The organism is Novosphingobium oxfordense (assembly GCF_044029435.1).
Taxonomy (GTDB): domain Bacteria; phylum Pseudomonadota; class Alphaproteobacteria; order Sphingomonadales; family Sphingomonadaceae; genus Novosphingobium.
The window spans coordinates 519,235-542,343 of record NZ_CP147005.1 but is presented as its reverse complement, the minus strand read 5'-3'; the positions used below and the strand labels follow the sequence as shown (position 1 = coordinate 542,343).

The 23,109-nt window shown below is 68.2% G+C and carries 9 protein-coding genes; all 9 read left to right on the top strand.

Annotated elements, in window-relative coordinates; all coding sequences use genetic code 11:
• Window positions 1-53: 53 nt before the first annotated feature.
• The 9 genes from WBP07_RS02445 to WBP07_RS02405 are packed head-to-tail and all read left to right on the top strand — an operon-like array spanning window position 54 to window position 23,062.
• A complete protein-coding gene (locus tag WBP07_RS02445) occupies window positions 54-3,176 on the top strand; it encodes a CHAT domain-containing protein (RefSeq protein ID WP_395394058.1) in 3,123 nt (1,040 codons plus the stop codon).
• Between the two features lie 8 nt (window positions 3,177-3,184).
• Window positions 3,185-5,215 carry a CHASE2 domain-containing protein gene (locus WBP07_RS02440; RefSeq protein WP_395394057.1) on the top strand — a complete coding sequence of 677 codons (2,031 nt, stop codon included), beginning with the start codon at window positions 3,185-3,187 and terminating at the stop codon, window positions 5,213-5,215.
• Complete coding sequence (locus WBP07_RS02435; RefSeq protein WP_395394056.1) at window positions 5,202-5,990, top strand: hypothetical protein; 789 nt, start codon at window positions 5,202-5,204, stop codon at window positions 5,988-5,990. The genes WBP07_RS02440 and WBP07_RS02435 overlap by 14 nt, the downstream gene beginning before the upstream one ends.
• Before the next feature lie 47 nt (window positions 5,991-6,037).
• Window positions 6,038-7,858, top strand: a complete 1,821-nt coding sequence (locus tag WBP07_RS02430; RefSeq protein ID WP_395394054.1) for a ShlB/FhaC/HecB family hemolysin secretion/activation protein — start codon at window positions 6,038-6,040, stop codon at window positions 7,856-7,858.
• Window positions 7,855-13,737, top strand: a complete 5,883-nt coding sequence (locus WBP07_RS02425) for a hypothetical protein (protein ID WP_395394053.1) — start codon at window positions 7,855-7,857, stop codon at window positions 13,735-13,737. Before WBP07_RS02430 ends, WBP07_RS02425 begins: the two co-directional genes overlap by 4 nt.
• Before the next feature lie 38 nt (window positions 13,738-13,775).
• On the top strand, window positions 13,776-15,083 hold the full coding sequence (locus tag WBP07_RS02420; RefSeq protein ID WP_395395702.1) for a multiheme c-type cytochrome: 1,308 nt from the start codon (window positions 13,776-13,778) through the stop codon (window positions 15,081-15,083).
• Window positions 15,083-17,107 (top strand): heme-binding protein, encoded by a 2,025-nt coding sequence (locus WBP07_RS02415; protein WP_395394052.1) that lies wholly within the window; start codon window positions 15,083-15,085, stop codon window positions 17,105-17,107. Before WBP07_RS02420 ends, WBP07_RS02415 begins: the two co-directional genes overlap by 1 nt.
• A 13-nt stretch (window positions 17,108-17,120) precedes the next feature.
• The gene (locus tag WBP07_RS02410) at window positions 17,121-18,998 is read left to right on the top strand and encodes a hypothetical protein (RefSeq protein ID WP_395394051.1); all 1,878 of its coding nucleotides are present in this window, start codon (window positions 17,121-17,123) and stop codon (window positions 18,996-18,998) included.
• Window positions 18,998-23,062 carry a multiheme c-type cytochrome gene (locus WBP07_RS02405; RefSeq protein ID WP_395394050.1) on the top strand — a complete coding sequence of 1,355 codons (4,065 nt, stop codon included), beginning with the start codon at window positions 18,998-19,000 and terminating at the stop codon, window positions 23,060-23,062. The genes WBP07_RS02410 and WBP07_RS02405 overlap by 1 nt, the downstream gene beginning before the upstream one ends.
• Window positions 23,063-23,109 lie beyond the last annotated feature (47 nt).

Sequence of the window (23,109 nt, the reverse complement as noted above, 5' to 3'; positions counted from 1 at the left end):
TCATTCGCCATGGATTTCCGTGGCGAATTTTTGCGGCATCAGGGGGAATCGAAGTGACAGTCAGATGCGGCATTGCGACGGTCCTGGGGGGACTGGCCGCATTGGCATGGTGCACCGGCACTTGGTGCGCCGCGACTGCGAGCGCGCATGGTGCCGCCGTTCCGGCGCGCCCATCCGCGGCGGAAAGCTTTTCCATCGGCGGCGCCGGCCCGGCTTGCGAAGTGCAGGGCGTAGACATGGGTGGCGGCACTGGCGGGGCCAGAAGCTCCGTATTCGATCGCAAGTGGGCGATCCTTTGCGCCGACGTCGCCCGCCCGGTAGGCACCGCCTGGCAATTGCGCGGAGAAGCGGACGCCGCCGCCCGGCTGGACCGTGCCCGCGAGGAAGCGCTGACTTGCGCCGATCCCGGCGCCGCCTTCGCCGCCGATGGCGCCACCTGCACCGGCAGTCGCACCGGGCTTTCCTGGCGCGTCTACATGCGCCGCACCCGCAACGGCGTGGTCGCGGTGGAAGGGCTGGCTGCATACGATCCCGCGCTGCGCCTCACGCTCGCCTCGCTGGTGGAGGACCGGGTCGCCAGTGGATCGGTCGCCATCGCCAACCTCGGCGGGGCCGATGCGCTCAGCCTTGCCAAAGCGCGCGCCGCCAATGGCGATGCCGGGCAACTGCTGGGCCAGGGCTATCGCGGCAACAGTGCCGGCTCTTATGCCGAAGCGGCCGAATTCTTCGCCGCCGCCCCCGCCCTGCTGGCGCAGGCACAGGGGGACGAGGCGGCGCAGCCCGCCCGGCGGCACGAAGCGCTGATCAACTTCGCGCTCCAGCTTTCCAACCTTGGCGACTTCACGCAGGCCCGCATCCGATTTGCCGAGGCGGAGGCGATGAAGCTGGGCGACCCGGTGCAAGCCCGCCTTGCCCGCAACTACACGGCGATCGATGCGATCAATCGCGGCGCGCTGGATGATGCGCTGGCCGCGCTGGACCGGCCGGTGCCGCAATTCGTGCCCGTCACTTCCAGCGACGGCGCGCTGACGATCGATCGGCGCACGGCGGACGGCCTCAATGCCGGTTCCGCAGCGCAGCTTACCGGGCTGCTCGGCCAGCCGGGAACGCTTTCGCAGCAGGACCGCGCCGCACTGATCGATGCCCAGGCGCTGCAGCTTCGTGGCACCGTGCTACGCCTCCAGGGCCACCCGGACGAAGCCCGTGCCGCGCTGGACGCAGCGCAGCGCCAGACGCTGCAGGTGCAGGACGGCCGCATCATCTCCGCCACCCGCATGCGCGCGCAGATCCTTTCCGAAATCGCACTGGTGGATGAGGCGCAGGGCCGCTTCGGCAGTGCGGAGAGCAGCCTGCGCACCGCGCTCTCGCTGGTGGAAAGCCGCTATCCGGACAGTGCCTCGGTCAATGTCGTCCGCGCGCGGCTTGCCGGATTCCTGGCCCGGCGCGGGCAGCGCGAACCGGCGCTGACGCTTTATCGCGCGGTCGTGGCCGACACCGTGGCCAGCCACGGCGCGCTGGTGGGCATGGAAAATCTGATGCGCCCCTACTTCGACCTGCTTTCGGGCGGCGATGCGGGCACGCATGATCGGGACGCCGTGACCGCGCTGTTCGAGGCGGCGCAACTGCTGCAATCCTCCGGCGCGGCGGATACGCTGAGCCAGCTTTCGCGCCAGCTTGAGGGCGGCTCGGACGATGCCGCCGCGATCTATCGCCGCTCCCTGGGCCTCTCGCGCGAGTTGGAACGCACGCGGATCGAGATCGCCCGCCTCGGCCTGCCGGATCCGAACGGCCAGCAGGCCGCCACCTCTGCACTGGACACGCTGCGCATGCGGCAGGCGCAGCTGGAGCAGGCGCAGCTTGAAACCATGCAGGCGCTGGCCGCCTATCCGCGTTACCGCGCGGTCGCGCAGCGCACGGTGCCGCTGGCGGAAATGCGCGGCGGACTTGAACCGGGCGAAGGCTATCTGAAGCTCGCGCAGCTCGCGGGCGGCATCTACGCGATCTACTTCGATGCCGGGTCCGATGCACTGCTGGCATGGCGTACCGGGCTGAACGCGGCCCAGACCGAGCAAGCCGTGAACACCCTGCGCGATTCGATTTCGCTGACGATCAACGGCGTCCAGTCCACCTATCCGTTCGACATAGACTCCGCCGTCTCGCTGGACGAAGCGCTGCTGGGCCCTGCCCGCCCGCGCATCGCCGGCCTGTCGCACCTGATCTTCGAGCCGGACGGCGCGCTGCGCCGCCTGCCGATCAACCTGCTGACGGACGACCGCAAGGGTGTTGCCGCCTACCACGCCCGCGTCACCGCCGGCGGCGACGAGTACGACTTTACCGGGATCGACTGGCTCGGCCGCAAGCTGGCCGTATCCACCGCGCTTTCGGCCGCAAGCTTCCGCGATGCCCGCGTCGCTCCGGTCTCCAAGGCCAAAGGTGCCTATCTGGGCCTTGGCAACAATGCCCCGCTGGGCCCGGTGGCGGAACACGCGCTGCTACGTTCGGGCGGCGAAAACGCGATCGACGGCGACTGTTCGTGGCCGGTTTCGACGTGGAACCAGCCAATCTCCCCGCTGGAACTCAAGCAGGCAGCGGGCGCCTTCGGCAATCGTGGCACCGAATTGATTACCGGCGCGGCCTTCACCGATACTGCCATCAAGACGCGGGGAGATATGGCCTCCTTCCGCGTCGTTCACTTCGCCACGCACGGCCTCGTCACCGCGCCGCGCACCGGCTGTCCGGTCCGCCCCGCCCTGCTGACCTCGTTCGGCGGTGCCGGATCGGACGGCCTGCTATCGTTCGGCGAAATCTTCGACCTGCACCTGGACGCGGATCTCGTGGTGCTTTCCGCTTGCGACACCGCCGCCGGCGCCAGCCTTGACGCCACGCGGGAGGCTGGGCTTTCCAGCGGCGGCGGACAGGCGCTGGACGGCCTGGTCCGCGCCTTCATCGCCGCGGGCGGACGGCAGGTCATCGCCAGCCACTGGCCGGCGCCGGACGATTACAACGCCACCGAAAAGCTGTTCAACGGCTTCTACCAGGCCGGCCAGAAGTCCATCGGCGCTGCCTTCACGGCATCGCAGCGCCAGTTGATGGACGATCCGGCCACCTCGCACCCCTATTACTGGGCAGGCTTCGCCATCATCGGCGATGCCGCGCGCCCGGTACCGGGACGCTGAGACCCGCCTTGACCACGCTCTCGCCCTCCTCCCGCTGGCACGGCCTGATCCGCAAGGGCTGTCGTAATGTGCGCGCGGCAAGCGGGCGGCAGCTTGCGGCCACCGCATTGATGCTGGTGGCGGCGCTGCTGATCACGCGCTTCAGTTGGGACCTGCCGGTGGTGGGCAATGCGGAAGATGCGCTTTACGACTTGCGTAGCTTCGTGATGGCACCATCCGTCGATCAGGACCCGCGCATCCAGATCGTCGCCTATACCGACCAGACGCTGATCGCCGCGAAGAAGCGCTCTCCGCTCGATCGGGGCCTGCTGGCCCGGGCTCTGCAAAAGCTGGACGGCATGGGCGCCAAGGCGATCGGCATCGACGTATTGTTCGACCAGCCGCAGGATGAGGATCAGGCGCTGATCGGCCAGCTTCGCGCCATGCGCACGCCGACTTTCGTTGCCTATGCCGATACTGCGACCAACAAGGACGATATCAATTACGAGCAGCAGCAGTACCTGAAGGGCCTGCTGGCGCAGCTTGACGGCAGCAAGTCGCACCCCGCCTCTATCCGCCTGCCGAACTATCAGGGCGCCACGCGCGTCTGGCCCAGCATCGAGCCCGGGCTGCCGCCGCTGATCGGCCGCGCCATGGTCAGTTCCGGGCCGGATGGCGACAAGGCGCGCGCTTTCGACGGCTACACCGGATCGATCCGCTATCGCCGCGCCGCCAGCGACGCGCCGGTCTTCTCGATGCTGCCGATCGACCTGTTCGCCGCTCTCGATGATCCTGGCATGGCCGCCGCCCTCGCCGCCCAGATCAAGGGGCGCTACGTGCTGATCGGCGGGGAGATCGTCGATACCGATCAGGTGACCACCTCGCTCACCGCCTATACCGGATCGACCGTGCCGGGGATCGAGGTCCACGCCGCCACTATCGCGCAGATGCTGGATGGTGCACGGATGACGCAAGTGGCGGGATGGCAGCGCTGGGGCGTGGCCCTCATGGTCATCCTGGCCGCGATGCTGACCGCGCTGGTGGACGCACGCATCTGGCGCATGGCGCCGTTCCTGATCGTCCAGCTCGTGGCCATCGCCGGGCTGCCGTTCTTCCTTCAGGGGCGCGGGGTGGAGACGTACGGCACCCCCGCGTTCGGCTGGGTGGCCGGCTGGATCCTGGCCTTCACGGCGGTTTCCAGCGCCGTGCGCGCATCGGGCGCGGTGGAGCGGCGGTTCGCGCAGGATGCCCTGGGCAAATACCTGCCGCGCGACATCGCGCAGGAAATCATCGACAATCCGGAGCGACTGACCCTCTCCGGCAGCAAGCGCGAACTCTACATCCTGTTCAGCGATCTCGAAGGCTTCACCACGCTTTCGCACCAGCTTGAACCGGAAGTGGTCGCGCGCCTCCTCAACGACTATCTGGACCGGCTGACCCGCGTGGTGCTGGAACATGGCGGACTGGTCGACAAATACGTCGGCGATGCGGTCGTCGCCTTCTGGGGCGCGCCGATCGCCCGGCCCGACGATGGCGAGAAAGCCGCCCGCTGCGCTCTAGCCATGTGGCAGGCGGGCGAGGAATTTCGCCGCTCGGTCGATCCCGCGCTGCCGCCGATCGGCCGCACCCGCGTGGGCGCACATTATGGCGAGGCGGTGGTCGGCAATTTCGGCGGGGAACGGCGCATCCAGTATACCGCGCTGGGCGATGCCATGAACACAGCCTCTCGCCTGGAATCGGCCAACAAGTCGCTCGGCACCTCGGTCGTGGTCAGCCGCGAATTCGCAGAGCGGTCCGGGCTGGACTGGTGGCGCCCGCTGGGCCGCGTGGTGCTGCGCGGACGCGCGCGCCCGGTCGAGATTCTAGAGCCTACACCGAACATGCCCATGGCCGAGCGTCAGTCGCTGGCGGAAGCCATTGCGCTGATCGACAGCGATCCGGCCAAGGCCGCAGACCGCATTGCCGCGCTTGCCGCTGCCCGGCCCGATGACCGGCCGCTGGCCTGCCTGCTTGAAAGAACCCGTAAACTCCAAGGGGAGAAAGCCTATGTCCTGGCTTGACCGTCCATCGCTGCACCGCCCGCTGGCGCTCGGCACCGCCATCGTTGCCGCCGTCCTGCCTGCTGCCGCATTAGCGGGCATCGTCGTCGCCGCCAGCGGCCCTTCGGCCAAGGATTTCCCGCCCGGCCGCAAGCTGGCGGACAATGCCACGATCACCCTGAAGGCGGCGGACAGCGTGACCATCCTCGACGCCAAGGGCACGCGCGTGCTGAAGGGCGCGGGCAGCTTCACCGTGGGCGCGCCCGCCGGCGCCAGCAAGGGCAGCACTTTCGCCGCCCTCACCCAGCAGCGTGACGCCAGCCGCGTGCGCACCGGGGCGGTCCGCGCCGCGGGGCCCGACGGCAAGCCGCTGCGCCCGAACCTCTGGTATGTCGACGTGACCGTGCCCGGCCCGGTCTGCGTTGTGGCCGGCATGCCCATCCGCGCCTGGCGGCCGGAAATGGATGGAGAGGGCAGCTACAGCACCGTCACTGTCAACAGCGGCAGAAATGGCGGAAAGCGGGCCCCGATCGCGTTCGCGGACAAGTCCACGGTCGCAGCCTGGGATGTGGCCTCCGCCCCGGTGCAGGACGGCGCCACCTACGCGGTGACCGATGGGAAGGAGCCGCCCGTCGATGTGACGTTCGCCGTACTGCCCCGGCTGGAAAACGATCCGGAACGGTTGGCTTCCGACTTGCTGGCCCATGGCTGCCAGGGCCAGCTCGCGGTGCTGACCCATGCACTGGCGCTTCCGTCCGATGGAGCGTCCGATGGGCCTGCGGCGCCGCCGCAATGATGTGATTTACGGCCGGATGGGGGAAGTCCGGCGAGGGGGAAATTGAAATGACGCCGAATGCCTCGCTTCGGGAAAAACTGCGGGTTTCCGCCGTGCGAGCGGCCCTTATCGGTGGCGGCAGCATGATCGTGCCCGGCGTGGCGCTGGCGCAAGCGGCTGCGCCCGTGCCAATCCCCGTGCCCGTCCCGCAAACGCGTGAGGAACTGAAGGCCGGGCAGGACACGGCCCCCACCACCCCCGCCCGCCCGCGCGTGACGATCGATGACGAGATCGAGCGGGGCCCCTGCCCGCTTGCCGCGCCCGGTTTCGCCGATACCCGCGTCCGCTTTTCCCGCGTCGAATTCGCCGGTTTGTCGGCGGTGGCCCCGGCCGTCCTGAACGACACCTGGCGTGACATGGCCGACACCGAACAGCCCGTGGCCGCGCTGTGCGAAGTGCGCGACCGGGCCGCCACGGCACTGCGCGCATTGGGCTATCTTGCCGCCGTCCAGATCCCGCCCCAGCGCATCGAAAAGGGTGGTGTCGTCCGGATGGACGTGATGATCGCCCACCTTGTCGAAGTGCAGGTGCGCGGCAAGGCCGGCCCCGCCGAAAAGCAGATCGCCGCCTACCTCAACCGCCTGACGCGGGAGCCGTGGTTCAACACCCATCAGGCGGAGCGCCAGCTGCTGCTGCTGGGGGACATGCCGGGTTACGACGTGCGCCTCACCTTGCGCCCCGCCAAGGGCAAGCCGGGCGATGTCGTGGGGGACCTGCTGGTCCACCGCCGCCCGTTCGAGCTGGGCGTGGGCCTTCAGAACCTGGGTTCCAGCAGCACCGGGCCCACCGGCCTCTTCGTCCAGGCCGCGCTCAACGGATTGACCGGGCTGGCCGACCGCACCAGCCTGAGCTTCTTCAACACGCTAGACTTTAGCGAGCAGACCGTGCTTCAGGCCGGCCACGAATTCGCCATCGGCACCAGTGGCTTGCGGGTGGGCGGCAACATCCTCTGGGGCCGGTCCGAACCTTCGGGGCCCCTTCGCTTCAAGACCGAGACGGTAGTGGGCGACGTGGGCCTGTCCTACCCGCTGATCCGCCGCCGCGCCCTGTCGCTGCGCGCCGCGACCGGCCTTGAAGTGGTGGACCAGGACCTGGACTATGCCGGCGCGCCGTTCACGCGCGATCGGCTGCGCGTGCTCTATGGCCGCCTGGCCTTCGATACCGTGGACCGCAACAGCCTGCTGGGCCGTGGCCGTTTCTCGCTGGGTGAGCCGCGCTGGCGGCTGGGCGGCGTGGTCGAACTGCGGCAGGGCTTGAGCGGCCTTGGCGCCAGCGACGATTGCACGCCGATCAGCCAGTGCCTTTCGCCCCATGTGCCGATCAGCAACCTGCTTGCCGATCCCAGCGCCTTCGTGATGCGCGCGCAGTTCAATGCGGAGTTCCGCCCGGTGCCGGGCATCACCCTGGCCCTGTCCCCCCGCGCGCAATATTCGCCGGACACGCTGCTGTCCTACGAACAGTTCAGCCTGGGCAACTATACCATCGGGCGCGGGCTCGATCCCGGCACCGTCGCCGGCGACAGCGGCATCGGCACCGCGTTCGAGGTGCGCTACGGCCGCCTTTCCGGATCGCGGCGTAGCGGACTGGTCCTCCAGCCCTACGCCTTCGTCGATGCCGGCTGGGCCTGGCGCCATCACCCCGGCGCGCTGGAAAACCCGGACGAGGCATGGACCGCCGGCGGCGGCCTGCGCGGCCGCTGGAACGACCGGTTCGATGGCAATCTCTCGCTGGCAGTCCCCTTGAACCGCACCGGCCTTCAGGCGGAGCGGGGCGACGTGCGGATCCTCTTCACCATCAGGGCGCGGCTGCTGCCGTGGAATGCGTCATGACCCAGACCCGTTTTTCAGCGCGCACCGCCGCCCTCGCCGGGGCCAGCGGCCCGGCCCTGATGCTGGCCGCCCTGATGCCGCACGCGGCGGCAGCGCAGTCGTTCCAGGGGACGGGCACCATCACGTCCGGATCGGGATCGATCGAGACCGGCACCGGCACGACCCTGGTGCAGGTCGGCTCCACCGAGACGGTGATCGACTGGGTGGCCACCGATCCCGGCGCCGGCACCTCGGTCAACTTCCAGCCGGCCGGCACGACCGCCAGCTTCACCACCGGCAGCGGCTTTTCGGGCAGCGACTACACGGTGCTCAACCGCATCGTCACCCAGGATACGCTGGGGACGCCGACCAATTCGTCCGTCCAGTTCAACGGCACCGTGCAGAGCGACCTGTTCGGCGGCACCGGCGGCAACATCTGGTTCTATTCGCCCAACGGCATCATCGTCGGCGCGACCGCGCAGTTCTCCGTCGGCGGGCTGGTGCTGACCACCGATCCGATCGACACCGCCGGCGGCCTTTACGGCGCCAATGGCGAGATTCGCTTCACCGCGCCATCGAGCGGCGCCGCCATGGTCAGCATCGCCAATGGCGCGCAGCTCACGGCCAGCCTCAACCCGCAGGCGCCCACCAACGGCTCCTACATCGCCATCGTCTCCCCCCGGATCGAGCAGGGCGGCACCGTGCGCGCCGATGGCCCCATCGCCTATGTCGCCGCCACTGCGGCCGACATCACGATGAACGCCGGCATGTTCGACATTGCCGTGACTTCGGGCACCGACGATCCCAACGGTATCGTCCATACCGGATCGACCGGCGGCAGCAGCTCCGCCGGCGCCGCCGACCCGCGCGTGATCCGCATGGTGGCGGTCAGCAAGAACGACGGGCTGACCATGCTGCTTTCGGGCAACATCGGCTATGACGCGGCCGCTTCCGCCACCGACGACGGCAATGCCGTAATGCTGACGGCCGGACACGCGGTGGACGGGGTGGACGCCGGCGATCCGTTGACCCAGCCCGGCAACATCACCATCGGCGATGCCCATTTCACTTCGGCGACGACCGCGAATGCCACCGGCACGATCGCCGTCGCCCCCACCGGGCAGACCGTGTTCGATGCCCCGGTAGTGCTGAACGCGATCAACGAGGTCCGGCTGGATGCGTTGGCCGGCGCCTCGATCCTTGCCAACGATCCCAACGGCGGCGTCGCGCTTTCCGCCAATGCCGGCTACGGCGAACACGGCGGCACGGTTGCGATCAACATCGGCGCCGGCAGCGCCTTCACGGCCACCGGCGGCGTGGAACTGACGGCAATGGGCGATGGCGGCAGCGTCAATGCCGCCTCCATCAATGCGATCGGCGGAGCCGTCTCGATCCTCAACACCGGCGGCGCCTTCGCGGCCAGCGACGTGGCGATCGATGTCGGCGCCAATGCGGGCACCGGCAATCCCGACGGCGGCACGGCCAAGGGCGGCACGATCACCATCGCCACCGACGGTGCCTTCACCACCGATTCCCTGACGATGTACGCCAACGCCTATGGTGGCAACACGGACTATCCGGGCGGCATCGGCGGTTCGGCCACGGGCGGCACGATCCAGCTGACCCTGTCGGGAGACGCGGTGCTGCCCGCCTCCTTCATCTCCCCCAGCGCAACGGGCAACGGCGGTTCCGGCTATACGCGGGGCGGGGACGGGCATGGCGGCACCGTCGCCATTACGGTCGGCGCCGATGCGTCGCTGGGCAATGCGACCAGCCTCTATCTCTATGCCGGCGGCATCGGCGGAGACGACAGCAGCGGCAGCGGCACCGGTGGCGATGGTTACGGGGGATCGGCCAGCCTTACCGGCCTGGGTGGCACGCTGAACCTGCAATACCTTGGCCTCAATGCCTCCGGCCGGGGGGCAGATTCGTCCGCACAGGCAGGCAGCGGCTTCGGCGGCACCGCCACGGTTTCGCTCACCGGCGGCACTTATGACTGGTACGGGATCGACATCGCGGCGGACTCCTTCGCCGGCGAAGGTTCCTATGGCAGCGGCGGCGGCGGCAACGCCGCGGGCAGCCTGACCGGCGGCGCCAATCTCGTGCTGGATGGCGTCACGGTAACGCTGGCGAGCGAAGTCTACGTCACCGCCGATGCGGTGGGCGCGGTGAACGGCCCGTCCGGCAGCTTCGCCTCGGCCGGCCATGCCGGCCTTTCGCTCACCGGCGGCTCCTCGCTCACGGCCGAGGGATCGGTCACCGTCAGCGCCTCCGCCGATTTGAACGCCGAAGGCTTCGCCTCCGATCCCCTGCGCACGCCCTCGCTGAACGGGGGAGAGGCGGTGCTGGCGATCGATGGATCCAGCCTTGATTCCAGCGACGTCTCCGTGCGCGCCAATGCCATCGGCATGGGCGCCTTGCAGGATGCCGGCACGATGACCGGCGGGTCCGCGCGGCTGACCATGGCAAACGGTGCCAGCCTGCAGGTGCGCGCCAATTCCAGCTATGGCTATGCCGGCGCGCTATCGGTCGACGCCAGTGCCTCGGGCAATTTCATGGGCTTTATCGACGGCGTCTTCCGTACGGAGGATATGGGCGTGGGCGCCAGTGCCATCGGCGGCACCGCGCTGCTCGATCTGGCCGGCGGCACCATCGCGACGGATAGCACCGCCAGCATCGATGCCAGCGGCACCGGTGGTCCGGCAGGAACGGGCACGGGCGGCAACGGCACCGGCGGCAGCGCCGCGCTGGCGATCGCCAATGGCACGATGTCTTCGAACAGCATGCTTTCCGTCACCGCGAACGGCATCGGCGGCAGCAACCGGATCGGCTTCGATACCGGCAATGCCACGGGCGGCCTTGCCTCCATCGACGTGGGCAACGGCGGCGCGCTCAACGTCTACGCATCGTTGCTGACGGTTTCGGCCCTGGCGCGGGCGCCCGATGTGGAGATCGACACCTCCGTTCCAAGCGGCATCGGCGGCAGCGCCACGGGCGGCACCGCGCGGCTGGTCTCGTCCGGCGGGACGATCTTTGCGGAGGGCGATGCGCAAGTGCTGGCAAGCGGCACCGGCGGCCTTTCCGTGGAAGCCACGGGCGGCACCGGCACCGGCGGTTCCGCCACGCTTGCAGGCACCGGCGGCGGCACCATCACGGTAAGCGGGGCAGCCAATGTGCTGGCGACGGGCACGGGCGGAGACAGCAGCGGCACTTCCGGCTTCGGCGGCAATGCCACCGGCGGCTCCGCGCTGGTCGACCAATCGGGCAGTGGCCTGCTCCACATTCGCGGCGATCTCACCCTCGGCGCCGGCGCGACCGGAGGGCTGACAAGCGCCGATGCGCCCGCGCTCGGCACCGCGACCGGCGGCACGGCCTCGCTGCTTTCGCGGTCGGGCACGCTGCTGATCGATGGCAATGCCGCGCTGAATGCCTCCGCGATCTCGAACGGAAGCACCCAGCCGCCCGCCCCCGCCACCGTGGCCGGTCTTGTCGAACTCGGCAGCCTGGGCGCAACGAGCGGTGGCACCCTCACCATCGGCGGAATCCTGGACGCGCGCGCGCTGGGCGATCTGGCCCGCGCGGACGGCCTCGGTTTCCGAGGCGCGGCGGCAGGCTCCACGATCTCGGTCGGCGGCCAGACCGCGATCTCCGCCACCGGCAATATCGACTTCGCGATGACCGGCACCGGCAGCCTGGACAGCACCGGGACGCTTGTGGTGACGTCGATGCAAGGCAGGGTAACGGGAACCGGGGTGCTCTCCAGCGCGGGCGCGGTTTCCATTTCCGCGCCGCAGGGCATCGCCCTCACCCGGCTTTCATCGGGCGACACCACCCTGCTGCAGTCGCTGGGCGCGATTTCGATCACCGATCTGCTGTCTGTCGGCGATGTCACCGTCTCGGGTCTGTCGGTCGATATCGGCTCCACCGGATCGCTGTCATTCGCCGACGCCGATGCCACCGGCGGCAATCTCTCGCTGGCGACCACCGGCGACCTCACCGTCGCCACCGTAGACGCCACCGGCGCGGTGACGCTGTCCAGCAGCGCCGGTCAGATTCGCTCGAACGACGCGGTCAACGGCAGTTCGGTCACCTATTCGGCAGGCACGGACATCGCGACTGCGGCGCCCGTCACTGCTATCGGCAACCTGACGATGACGGCGCTGGGCGGCATCTCGACCGGCGCGGCATTGAGCGGCGGCGACGTGTCGCTCACGGCCCGCAATGGCGACATTACGCTCGGCGATACCGTGCAGGCTGGCAGAGCGCTTACCGTCAATGGCGGCTCCAACGTTACCACCCTTGCCGCGCTGACCGCCGGCAGCGGCATGACGATCTCGGCCATGGGTGATCTCACTGTCGGTGCCGATCTCACCGCTGCCGATACGCTTGGCCTGACCTCGGGGGGTCAGTTGTCACTGGACGGCGCCGCCAGCGGTAGTTCGATCGCACTTTCTGCCGGGACGAATATCGTCACCTCCACCCCGATCACCGCGACCGGCAACCTGACGATGACGGCGCTGGGCGGCATCTCGACCGGCGCGGCATTGAGCGGCGGCGATGTCTCGCTCACCGCCCGCAATGGCGACATCATGCTCGGCGACACCGTGCAGGCTGGCGGAGCGCTCACCGTCAATGGCGGCGCGGACGTCACCACCCTTGCCGCGCTGACTGCCGGCAGCGGCATGACGATCTCGGCCGCGGGGGATCTTAGTGTCGGTGCGGACCTGACGGGCCGCGCGGCGGTCGGCCTCGCAGCGGGGGGGACGCTGGCAGTTCAAGGCGTTGTGGCCGGGACTTCGATCTCTGCTTCGTCGGCGGACATCGTCATCGGTCGGGGCGGTCAGATCGGCAGGCGCGATCTTACCCAGACGGTCAGCTTCATCAATTCGGCGGGTGGTAGCCGGACATGGCTGGGCGGCGAAGGCCAGTCGGGCGGTTACAGCCTGGACGCATCGGAATTCGCGCGGGTCTTTGCCGACCGGTCGATCTCCGTCACGGCAGGACAGTCCGTGCAACCCGGCGACATGGTGGTGGACACACTCGGCGTGGCGTTCGGGCCTTCGGGCCAGATCGGCACGGACGGGTCGCTCAACCTGTCCTCGCCGGGGCGCATTATGGTGATCGGGCCGCTGTCTCTCCAGACATCCTCGGCTGCGGACAGCTTGCGGATCGCCGCGAACCGGCTGGACGTGGTGACCGACACTGGCGGCATTGGACTGGCGGACAGTACCGGCAAGGCGCTCGGCAGCCTTGTCGTCAATGCAGACCGCGTGGTGGTGGCTAGCAGCGCCGCGATCGCCGCGTTCGATCAGGCGGCCGACATGGCCGCGATCAACACGATCATGGATACGCCGCCTGCTGCAACCCCCGCAGGCAACGTCAGCGCCGGGTCGATCGCGGTTACGGTGGGTGACGGCATCTATGTCCAGAACACCGGCATCTCCACCGACTATGCCGACCGGCGCGGATTCAGTGCCGGATCGCTGGCCATCACCACCGGATCGCGCGCCACGCGCATCGTCATCAACGGGATAACCTTCGATGCCAACGGCCAGCCGGTGACCGGGCTGGACACGCTGAAAACCATCGCCATCACTGGCACCTATGCCGCCGGCTCCACCGTCAACGGCTGCACGATCGGCACCAACTGCGGGCAAGTGATCGAAACGCCGATCCTTACCAAGGGCGATCTTCAAGGCGCCGTCGATCCGGACGATACGCCCACCGCGCCGCTCGCCCAGATAGAGGTTGCGCCGATCACGGTGGACGTGCCCGAATTCCAGCGGGGCGAGAATCTGCCGCTGGTGGACGATCCGGTCACCGGCATCGGCAATGAAGACCTGTGGGGCGCAAACTGCCCGCCCGGCGCGCAAGGCTGCGCGGGAGGCGGCGAGCAGTGAAGCATCGCATGCCGAAGTTCCTGGTCAGGCTGATTGCCATGGCCTTGGCCTGCCTCGCCATCGCGACGGTGGCGCAGGCGGCCAATTACCTGGGCGTCGCCAGTTGCGCGGGATCGACCTGCCACGGGCGCGGCGAAGGGGACGGCAAAGTCGTGCGGCAGGACGAACTGCGGCTGTGGCAGGACCCGTCCAGCCCGGCCGGTGCCCATTCCCGCGCAACGGCCGTGCTGTCCGGCCCGCGCGGCCAGCGGATTGCCACGGCGCTTGGCCTTGGCAGCGCGGCATCGGCGCCGGCCTGCCTTGGCTGCCATGCCACCAATGCCCCCGCCGCCGCGCGGGGCGAACGATATCAGGCATCGGACGGGGTAGGCTGCGAATCCTGCCACGGCGCGGCTTCGGGCTGGATTTCCAGCCACTACGCCATGCCCGCCAGCCACGCCGCCAACCTGGCCGCCGGAATGACCGCGCTGGACAGGCCGCAAGTGCGCGCCCGCGTCTGCCTCGATTGCCATTACGGCAGCGACAAGCCGGGCCAGTTCGTCACCCACGCGATGATGGCCGCCGGGCACCCGCGCGTGGCGTTCGAGCTGGACCTGTTCTCCGCCCTTCAGGCCCATTACGACCTTGATGCCGACTATGCGAAGCGCAAGGGCCGGCTGGACAGCGTGCAGCTTTGGGCCGTCGGCCAGGCAGAGGCGATCCGCCGCCAGACCCGGCTTTTCGCCGATCCCGCGCTGGCAAACGAAGGGCTGTTCCCGCAGTTCACCTTCTTCGACTGCCATTCCTGCCACCGCCCGATCAGCGACGATCCGGGCGCGACCCGCAAGTTCGAGGTCAATCCCGGCCGCCCGATCCCCTTCGGCAATCCCCCCTTCAATGACGAGAACATGATCATGCTGTCGGCCGTCGCCGCCACGCTCGCCCCGGCAGAGGCCGCCCGGTTCGATGCCGCCGCGCGCGGGTTCCATGCCGCCATGGCCAAGGGCCGCCCGCAAAGCGTGGCCGCCGCGCAGACGCTGGGCCTTGCCGCCGCAAGCCTGTCCGACACGCTGGCCGCGCGCAGCTATCCGGGCGACACCGCCTTTTCGGTGATCGCGGCGATTTCGGGCAAGACCACCGCGCCGCGCTTCACCGATTACACCGGATCGGCGCAGGCAGTGATGGCGGTGGACACCCTGCTGAACGCATTGGTGCGCGAAGGCCGCGTAACCGTGGGCGCCGCCGCCGGCATCCGGGCCGATATCAACCGCGCCTACGCCGCCACCGCCGCGCCGGAACGGTTCGATCCGCCCGCCTTCCGCGCCGCGCTGGGTCAGGCGACGCGCGCGATCGGGACGCTGCACTGATGCGCCTGCCGATGCACTTGCGGTCGATTATCGCCATGGCCGCCCTTGCCTTGCTCACCGCCTGCGGTGGTGGAGACGGGTCTTCGGGCGGAACTACCGGTAGCGGGGGCGCCAGCGGAAGCGGTGGCAGCAGTTCCGGAGGAGATTCGGGTGGCGGAAGCACGGGCACCGTGCTGGGCGAATATACCGCACCGGCGCAACTGGCGCTGACTTCCGCGCAAGTGGGCAAAGTGGTTGCGCAGGCCGCCGCGCAGGCCAGCCAGTCCGGCCATCCGGGCACGATCGCGGTGGTGGACCGGGTGGGCAATGTGCTGGCCGTGTTCCGCATGAACGGCGCACCCGGCACGGCCAAGATCCCCGACGCGCCGAACGGGCAGAACCTGGATATCCAGGGCCTTTCGGTCCCGTCCGAAGCGGCCGCCATCGCCAAGGCACTGACCGGGGCATACTTGTCCAGCGGTGGCAACGCCTTCTCCACGCGCACTGCCAGCATGATCGTGCAGCAGCACTTCCCGCCCGCCCCCAGCACCGTGGGGCTGGAAAGCGGCCCCCTGTTCGGCGTGCAGTTCAGCCAGCTTCCCTGTTCCGACTTCGTGCAGCGTTTTCAGGCTTCGGGCACCGCAGCGATGATCGGGCCGAAGCGTTCGCCGCTGGGGCTTTCGGCCGATCCGGGCGGCTTCCCGCTCTACATCGACGGCGTGGTCGTGGGCGGCGTGGGCGTCAGTGCGGACGGGGCCTATTCGCTCGACACCAATGTGCTCGACACCGATACCGACATCGACGAGCAGATCGCGCTGGCCGGCACCGTGGGCTTCGAAGCACCCGCCAGCATTCAGGCCGATCGCATCTATGTGGACGGCACCCAGCTTCGCTATTCGGACACGGTCTATTCCAGCCTGTTCGACGTGTCTGCCGCTTCCTACGCCCAGACTGTCCCTACCTCTGGCCCTGCCCTTGGCGCCCTGGTGACGGTGCGCGGCTATTACGAGAGCGCCACTTTGCGCGCCGGCACTGCCTATGGCGCCGAAAGCTCGGGCATTCGCGCCTCCACCAGTGCCGAGTTTTCCGACCGTGACGCCTTCGTGCTGACCGACGGCAGCGGCGCCAACCGCTTTCCGATCCGCGCCGCCACCGATGGCGGAGACGTGGTCCAGCCGCTCACCGCCGATGAAGTGCGCACGGTGCTGGAACAGGCTTTCGCGATCATGACCCGCGCCCGCGCGCAGATCCGTCAACCGCTGGACAGCCGCGCGCAAGTGACGATCTCCATGGTCGATACGCATGGCGCGGTGCTGGGCGTGGTGCGCGCGCCGGATGCGCCGATCTTCGGGGCGGACGTCTCGCTGCAAAAGGCACGCACCGCCGCGTTCTTTTCCGGCAGCCACGCGGGCAGCGACCTGCTGGCCGATCCCAGCGCCGATGTGCAGGGCTTCGTCGGCAAAGTGCGCACATTCCTGAACGATGCCAATGCGCTGACCGGCACTTACGCCTTTGCCGATCGGTCGGGCGGCAACCTGTCGCGCCCCTATTTCCCCGATGGCGAGGTGGGCAATCCCAATGGCCCGCTGTCGCGCCCGATCGCGCAGTGGAACCCGTTCTCCACCGGGCTGCAATCGGCGCTGGTGCTGACCAATCTGGCGCAGCACCTGAACTATGTGACCGGGGCCAGCGCGGCGGATACCCAGGCGCGCTGCACTTTCCTGCCCGATGCGGCCAGCGGGCAGAACCGCTTGCAGAACGGCATCCAGATCTTCCCCGGATCGGTACCGATCTATCGCGGCAACGTGCTGGTCGGCGCCATCGGCGTATCGGGCGACGGCATCGATCAGGACGACATGATTTCGTTCCTGGGCACCAACAACGCGGGCGTGAAACTGGGCACGCTGGGCAATGCCCCGGCGGCGATGCGTGCGGACCAGATCGTGGTGAACGTGAACGGCAGCGGCGTGCGGCTGCGCTATATCAGTTGCCCGTTCGCGCCGTTCCTGGACACCAGCGACCAGAACGTCTGCCAGGGCCTATGAAAGCGGCTCTAGAGTGCTAAGCGCGCTGTTCATCCCCGTCCTCGCCGCGCAGGTGGCGCCGCCGGAACTGCCGGCACCGCCGCGCTGGCAGGACAGTGCCGCGCCGGAAGCGGCATCCCAGCCGGTTCTGGATGCGCCCGGCAGCGAAGCCTCGCCCGAGGATGTGGACAATGGCGTGATCGCCGGCCGCCGCCGCCCCGGCTATCAGGCGCCGCTGCCCGAGCGCGTGACGCAGGACAATCCCGGCGCCGTGCGCGCGCCGCCGCCCGAAGCGTTTCCCACCGACCAGATCCCGGTGCCGGACCGCTGGCGCCTGATCGAAACGCTGGGCATCGTAAAGGAACGCTGGTTCGATCCCTATCACCAGAACACCCTGAAGGGGGACCGCCCGATCGACCGCGCCAAGGTGAAGTGGCTGCCGATCACGGGGGACGACTGGTTCTTCTCGCTCTCCGCGATATCGGACACGGTGCTGGAACCGCGTACCTTCCCGATCCCGGTGGGCGTGCAGACCACCGAACGCCCGGGCAGCCTGGACGTGTTCGGCAAGGACGCCAGCATGGTCTTTTCGCAGACCTTCATCCTCGGCGCCGGGCTGACCAAGGGCAACACTGCGTTCAAGCCGCCGGAAATCGAATACCGCGTCGCCCTGGCGTTCAACTACAACTACGTGAACGTGCCCGAAAAGCGCGTGCTGCATGTGGAGCCCAGCAAGCCCTCGCACCGCGCGGACCAGTTCCTGGGCGTGCAGGAACTGTTCGTCGACTATCACCTGCGCAACGTGTCCGACCGGTACGACTTCGATTCGATCCGCGTCGGCATCCAGCCGTTTCAGGCGGATTTCCGGGGCTTCCTGTTCAACGACCAGCAGTTGGGCATTCGCCTGTTCGGCAACCGCGACGGCAACCGCTTCCAGTACAACCTGGCGGCGTTCTGGCGGCTGGAGAAGGACACCAATTCGGGCCTCAACTCCGTGGTCCAGCGTCCGCGCGACGATCTGCTGTTCATTGCCAACGTCTATCGGCAGGACTTCCTGATCCCGGCGCTGACCAGCCAGATCACCCTTGCCTACAACCGCAACCGCGAAGGCAATGGGATCGAGATCGACGATAACGGCTTTCCCGTGCGCCCCGCCCTGATCGGCAACCTGCGCGGGCGCGATTACGATGTCTATTACCTGGGCTACAACGCCGATGGGCATGTGGGCCGCCTGAACCTGACCGCCTCTGCCTATGCGGCGCTGGGGCAGGATCGGGACAGCATCTTCACTGGGAGCAAGGCGAATATCCGCGCCTTCTTCGCCGCCAGCGAACTCAGCTACGATCACAACTGGATGCGCTTCCGCCTCTCCGGCCTGTGGGCCAGCGGCGATCACGATCCTTACGACAATACCGAAACCGGCTTCGATGCGGTGTTCGAAAACCCGGTCTTTGCGGGGGCGGACACCAGCTACTGGATCCGCCAGTCGGTGCCTTTCGCGGGCGGCGGCCGGGTGATCTCCATCAACGGGCGCAACGGCATCCTCAATTCGCTGCGATCGTCGAAGGAACAGGGCCAGTCCAACTTCAACAACCCCGGCACGATGCTGGCGGGCGCGGGGGCGGACTTCGACCTGACGCCGGAGCTGCGCCTGTCGGGCAATGCCAACCACTTGTGGTTCGAGAATACCACCGTGCTGCAGACGCTGCGCAACGAAGGTTCGATCCCCGATGACATCGGCTGGGACCTGTCGATGGCGGCGGTCTGGCGGCCGAAAGCGACGCAGAACATCGTCGCCCGCCTCAGCGCCGCGACGCTGGTGGCGGGCAAGGGCTTCCGCGACCTGTTCGACAACAATCAGGGCAACCGCAGCTATTACTCGGTGCTCGCCAATGTGATCGTGAGCTACTGATGCGCCTCGGCCGCCTGATCCTTCTCCTGGCGCTGCTGGTCGCCTTCGCCATTCCGGCCGGTCGGCTGGTGGCCAGCAGCGAGGAACGCCCCGTCCCGCGCGACTATGCGCTGGTTCGCGCACCGGCCGCCCCCGCGCGGCAGAGCGCGGCGGACGTCATGTCCAAGTCGGCGGGGTGCCTGACCTGCCATACCGATTCCGATGCGCCGTCGATGCATGCCAGCCCGGCCGTGCAGCTCGGCTGCGTGGACTGCCACGGCGGTAATGCCGCCGTGCGCGGCCGCCCGGAACTGGGCTTCGATCATCCCGACTATGTTGCCGCGCGGGACAAGGCGCATGTGCTGCCGCGCTATCCGCATGGCTGGAACTGGCCGAGTTCCGCCAATCCGGAACGCAGTTATACCCTGCTGAACAAGGAAGCGCCCGAATATATCCGCTTCGTCAATCCCGGCGATTACCGCGTGGCGCGCGATTCCTGCGGCAATTGCCACATGCCCGCGATCGAAGCGGCGGAGCGTTCGCTGATGGCCACCGGGGCGATGCTCTGGGGCGGCGCGGCCTACAACAACGGCATCGCGCCGTTCAAGAACTACATCTTCGGGGAAGCCTACACCGCGCATGGAGAGCCCGCGAAGGTGGTCTCGCCCGGCAATCCGCCGGGCACGGTAACGCCCGCGCAGCAGGCGCGCGGCGCGCTGGCGGCGCTCTATCCGCTGCCGACATGGAACGTCACGCCGCCGGCCGACGTGTTCCGCGTGTTCGAGCAAGGCGGCCGCACCAACGGATCGGGCTTTGCCGAAGTGGGCCTGCCCAACCTCTCCGGATCGATCCAGCGGCTGGAAGAACCGGGCCGGCCGGACCTGAAGCAGTCCAACCGTGGCCCCGGCACCGGCCTGCGCGTCGCCATTCCGGTGCTGAACATTCATAAGACCCGGCTGAATGATCCCTACACCTGGTTCATGGGCACGAACGACCAGCCGGGCGACTATCGCTCCTCCGGCTGCACGGCCTGCCACGTGATCTATGCCAACGACCGCGAACCGCGCCATTCGCTGATCTACGCCGGCCTTGGCCGCGACGGGCAATCGATCACCCGCGATCCCACCATCGCCGCCCTCACCCAGCGCGGCGCGCATGGCGCCCTTAAGGACGGGCATGAAGGCGAAGGTCAAGACATGCGCGAGCGTGGCCACCCGCTCCAGCACGTGTTCACCCGCGCCATTCCCACCGCGCAGTGCATGAACTGCCACATGCACCAGCCCAACATCTTCCTGAATTCCTACCTCGGCTACACGATGTGGGATTACGAGGCGGATGCGCCGAAGATGTGGCCGGAAAAGCAGAAATACCCCACCGCCGCCGAGGTGCGCGCGGTGAACGACCGCAACCCCGAAGGCGCCGCCCCGCGCGGCAAGTGGGGCGATGTGGACTTCCTGCGCAACCTCTACGACCTCAATCCCGAACTGAAGGACACCCAGTTCGCCGATTATCACGGCCACGGCTGGGCCTTCCGCGCGATCTTCAAGCGGGACCGTGCCGGCAACCTGCTGGATGCCGGGGGCAACATGGCCACCTGGGGCACCGACAAGGCGCACATCGTCTCCCCCGACGATCCGGAAAAGTGGCGCCGCGCCGGTGAGGGCAAGTTCGTGAAGCCCGGCGTCAACCCCGGCAAGGCCGTCCACATGATGGACATCCACGCCGAAAAGGGCATGCAATGCGCCGACTGCCACTTCGCGCAGGACGCCCACGGCAACGGGCTGATCCAGGGCGAAGTCGCCAATGCGGTGGAAATCGGCTGCAAGGATTGCCACGGCACGGCAGACGCCCTGCCCACCCTGCTCACGTCCGGCCCGGCGGCGCCGCCCAAGGGCACCGATCTGTCTCTGCTGCGCAATCCCGACGGCCAGCGCCGTTTCGAATGGCGTACCGATGCAGGCGGCAGGCGACACCTGACGCAGCGATCAGTGGTCGATCCCAACCTTTCGTGGGACGTGAAGCTGGTGGTCAATGCCGTCGATCCCGCCTCTCCCGAATTCAACGCCAAGGCGGCCCGCGCCAAGCTGATGAGCCGTTCGGGCGCGGACGATGGGTCGTTCCGCTTCGGCCCCGGCGTTGCCATGGTCGACCGCGCGCACAAGACGGAGGAGATGGCCTGCTTCACCTGCCATCTTTCCTGGACCACCAGCTGCGGCGGCTGCCACCTGCCGATCGAGGCGAACTGGAAGACATCCTCCCACCACTTCGAGGGGGAGGAGACGCGCAATTTCGCCACCTACAACCCGCAAGTCGCGCGGGACGACATGTTCCAGCTGGGCAAGCACATGACCACCAAGGGCGCGGAAGTGGCGCCGGTGCGCTCCACATCGGCGCTGGTGCTATCCTCCACCAACGCCAATCGGGAGCGGATCTACATCCAGCAGCCGCCGATCAGCGCGGCGGGCTTTTCCAGCCAGGCCTTCGCGCCGCACTTCCCCCACACCGTGCGCCTCTCCGAGACCAAGACCTGTTCGGACTGCCACTTGTCCGACAAGGACGACAACAACGCGATCATGGCCCAGACCCTGCTGCTGGGCACCAATTTCGTGAACTTCGTGGGCCTCAATTCCTGGGTCGGCCTGGAAGGCGGGTTCGAGGCAGTGCGCGTTACCGAGTGGGACGAGCCGCAGGCGGTGATCGGATCCTACCTCCAGCGTTATGCCTATCCCGACTACTGGCGCCTGCATGTCGAACAGAACGGGCGCGAGTTGAAGAACTGGACGCGCGGCAGCACGTTCGACGGCAAGCTGTCGGGCGAGACGCATCCGCTGGAGCAGTTCCGCAACGTCACGCAGGGCACCGGCGGGCAAGTCGGCTGCCTGCAACTGCGCGGCGAATACATGTTCGTTGCCGAAGGGACCGGCGGCTTCAAGGTCTACGACGTGGCATCGGTGGCCAACAAGGGCGTGTCGGACGCGGTGATCTCCGCGCCGTTCTCCCCGCTGGGCCACGATACCGGGGTGAAGACCAAGAACGCCACCTGCATGGCGATCGCCACCACCCAGCCGGTCGCCCCCACCCGCAACCGCCAGATGGCCGCGACCATGCTGGCGGACGACAAGGGCCAACCGCTGCGCAAGGGGGACGGCACGCCGATGAGCCTGCGCGATGCCAATCAGGAACAGGCGTTCGAGCCGATCTATTCCTACGCCGTCGTCACCGATAGCGAGGAAGGGCTGATCCTGGTCGATATCGACACGATGGCGGACGGCGATTTCCGCAACAACCGCCTGACCCGCGCGCTGACGTGGAACCCGGATCACGTGCTGGACGGCGCCCGCCATGTGACGCTGGCGGGCGAAGTGGCCTATATCACCGCCAAGGCCGGGCTCGTCGCGGTGGACCTGCACGATCCGCTGCACCCGAAAGTCACCGCCGTTCGCCCGCTGGACGATGCGCGGGCCAGCGCAGTGCAGTTCCGCTACCTCTGGGTGACCGATCGCGAAGGGCTGAAGCTGTTCGACGTGACCGATCTGCGCAATCCGGTGGCAGTGCCGTCCGGCACGGTGCCGCTGACCGACGCGCGCCGGCTCTACGTGGCGCGCACCTACGCCTATGTGGCGGGCGGACCGGAAGGTCTGGTGATCGTGGACGTGCTGCGCCCGCCCTTCCCGCAGATATACCGCAAGGAAACGTTCGGCGGGGTGATGAACGACGTGTCGGACGTGGTGGTGGGCAGCACCAATGCCTCCCTCTTCGCCTATGTGGCGGACGGGCGGAACGGGCTGAAAGTCGTGCAGCTGACGTCCCCGTCCAGCCAGCCGAACTTCTACGGCTTCTCGCCCGCGCCGATGCCGGAACTGATCGCCTGGGCCCGCACACCCAGTGCGGCGCGCGCCTTGTCGAAGGGGCTGGACCGCGACCGCGCGGTGGACGAAACCGGCGGCCAGATCGCGGTGTTCGGCCGCCTGGGCTCCCGCCCGTTCACGCGGCCGGAGATGGAGCGGCTGTTCCTCAACCGGCGCGGCGTGCCGTTCAAGGTTTCGGACGAGGTGGACATGCGCGTCTGGGTGCCGCGCCAGTAAGCGCAGGCCCCCTTTTCGCTTCATCTATCCAGGATTGCGCCGTGGCC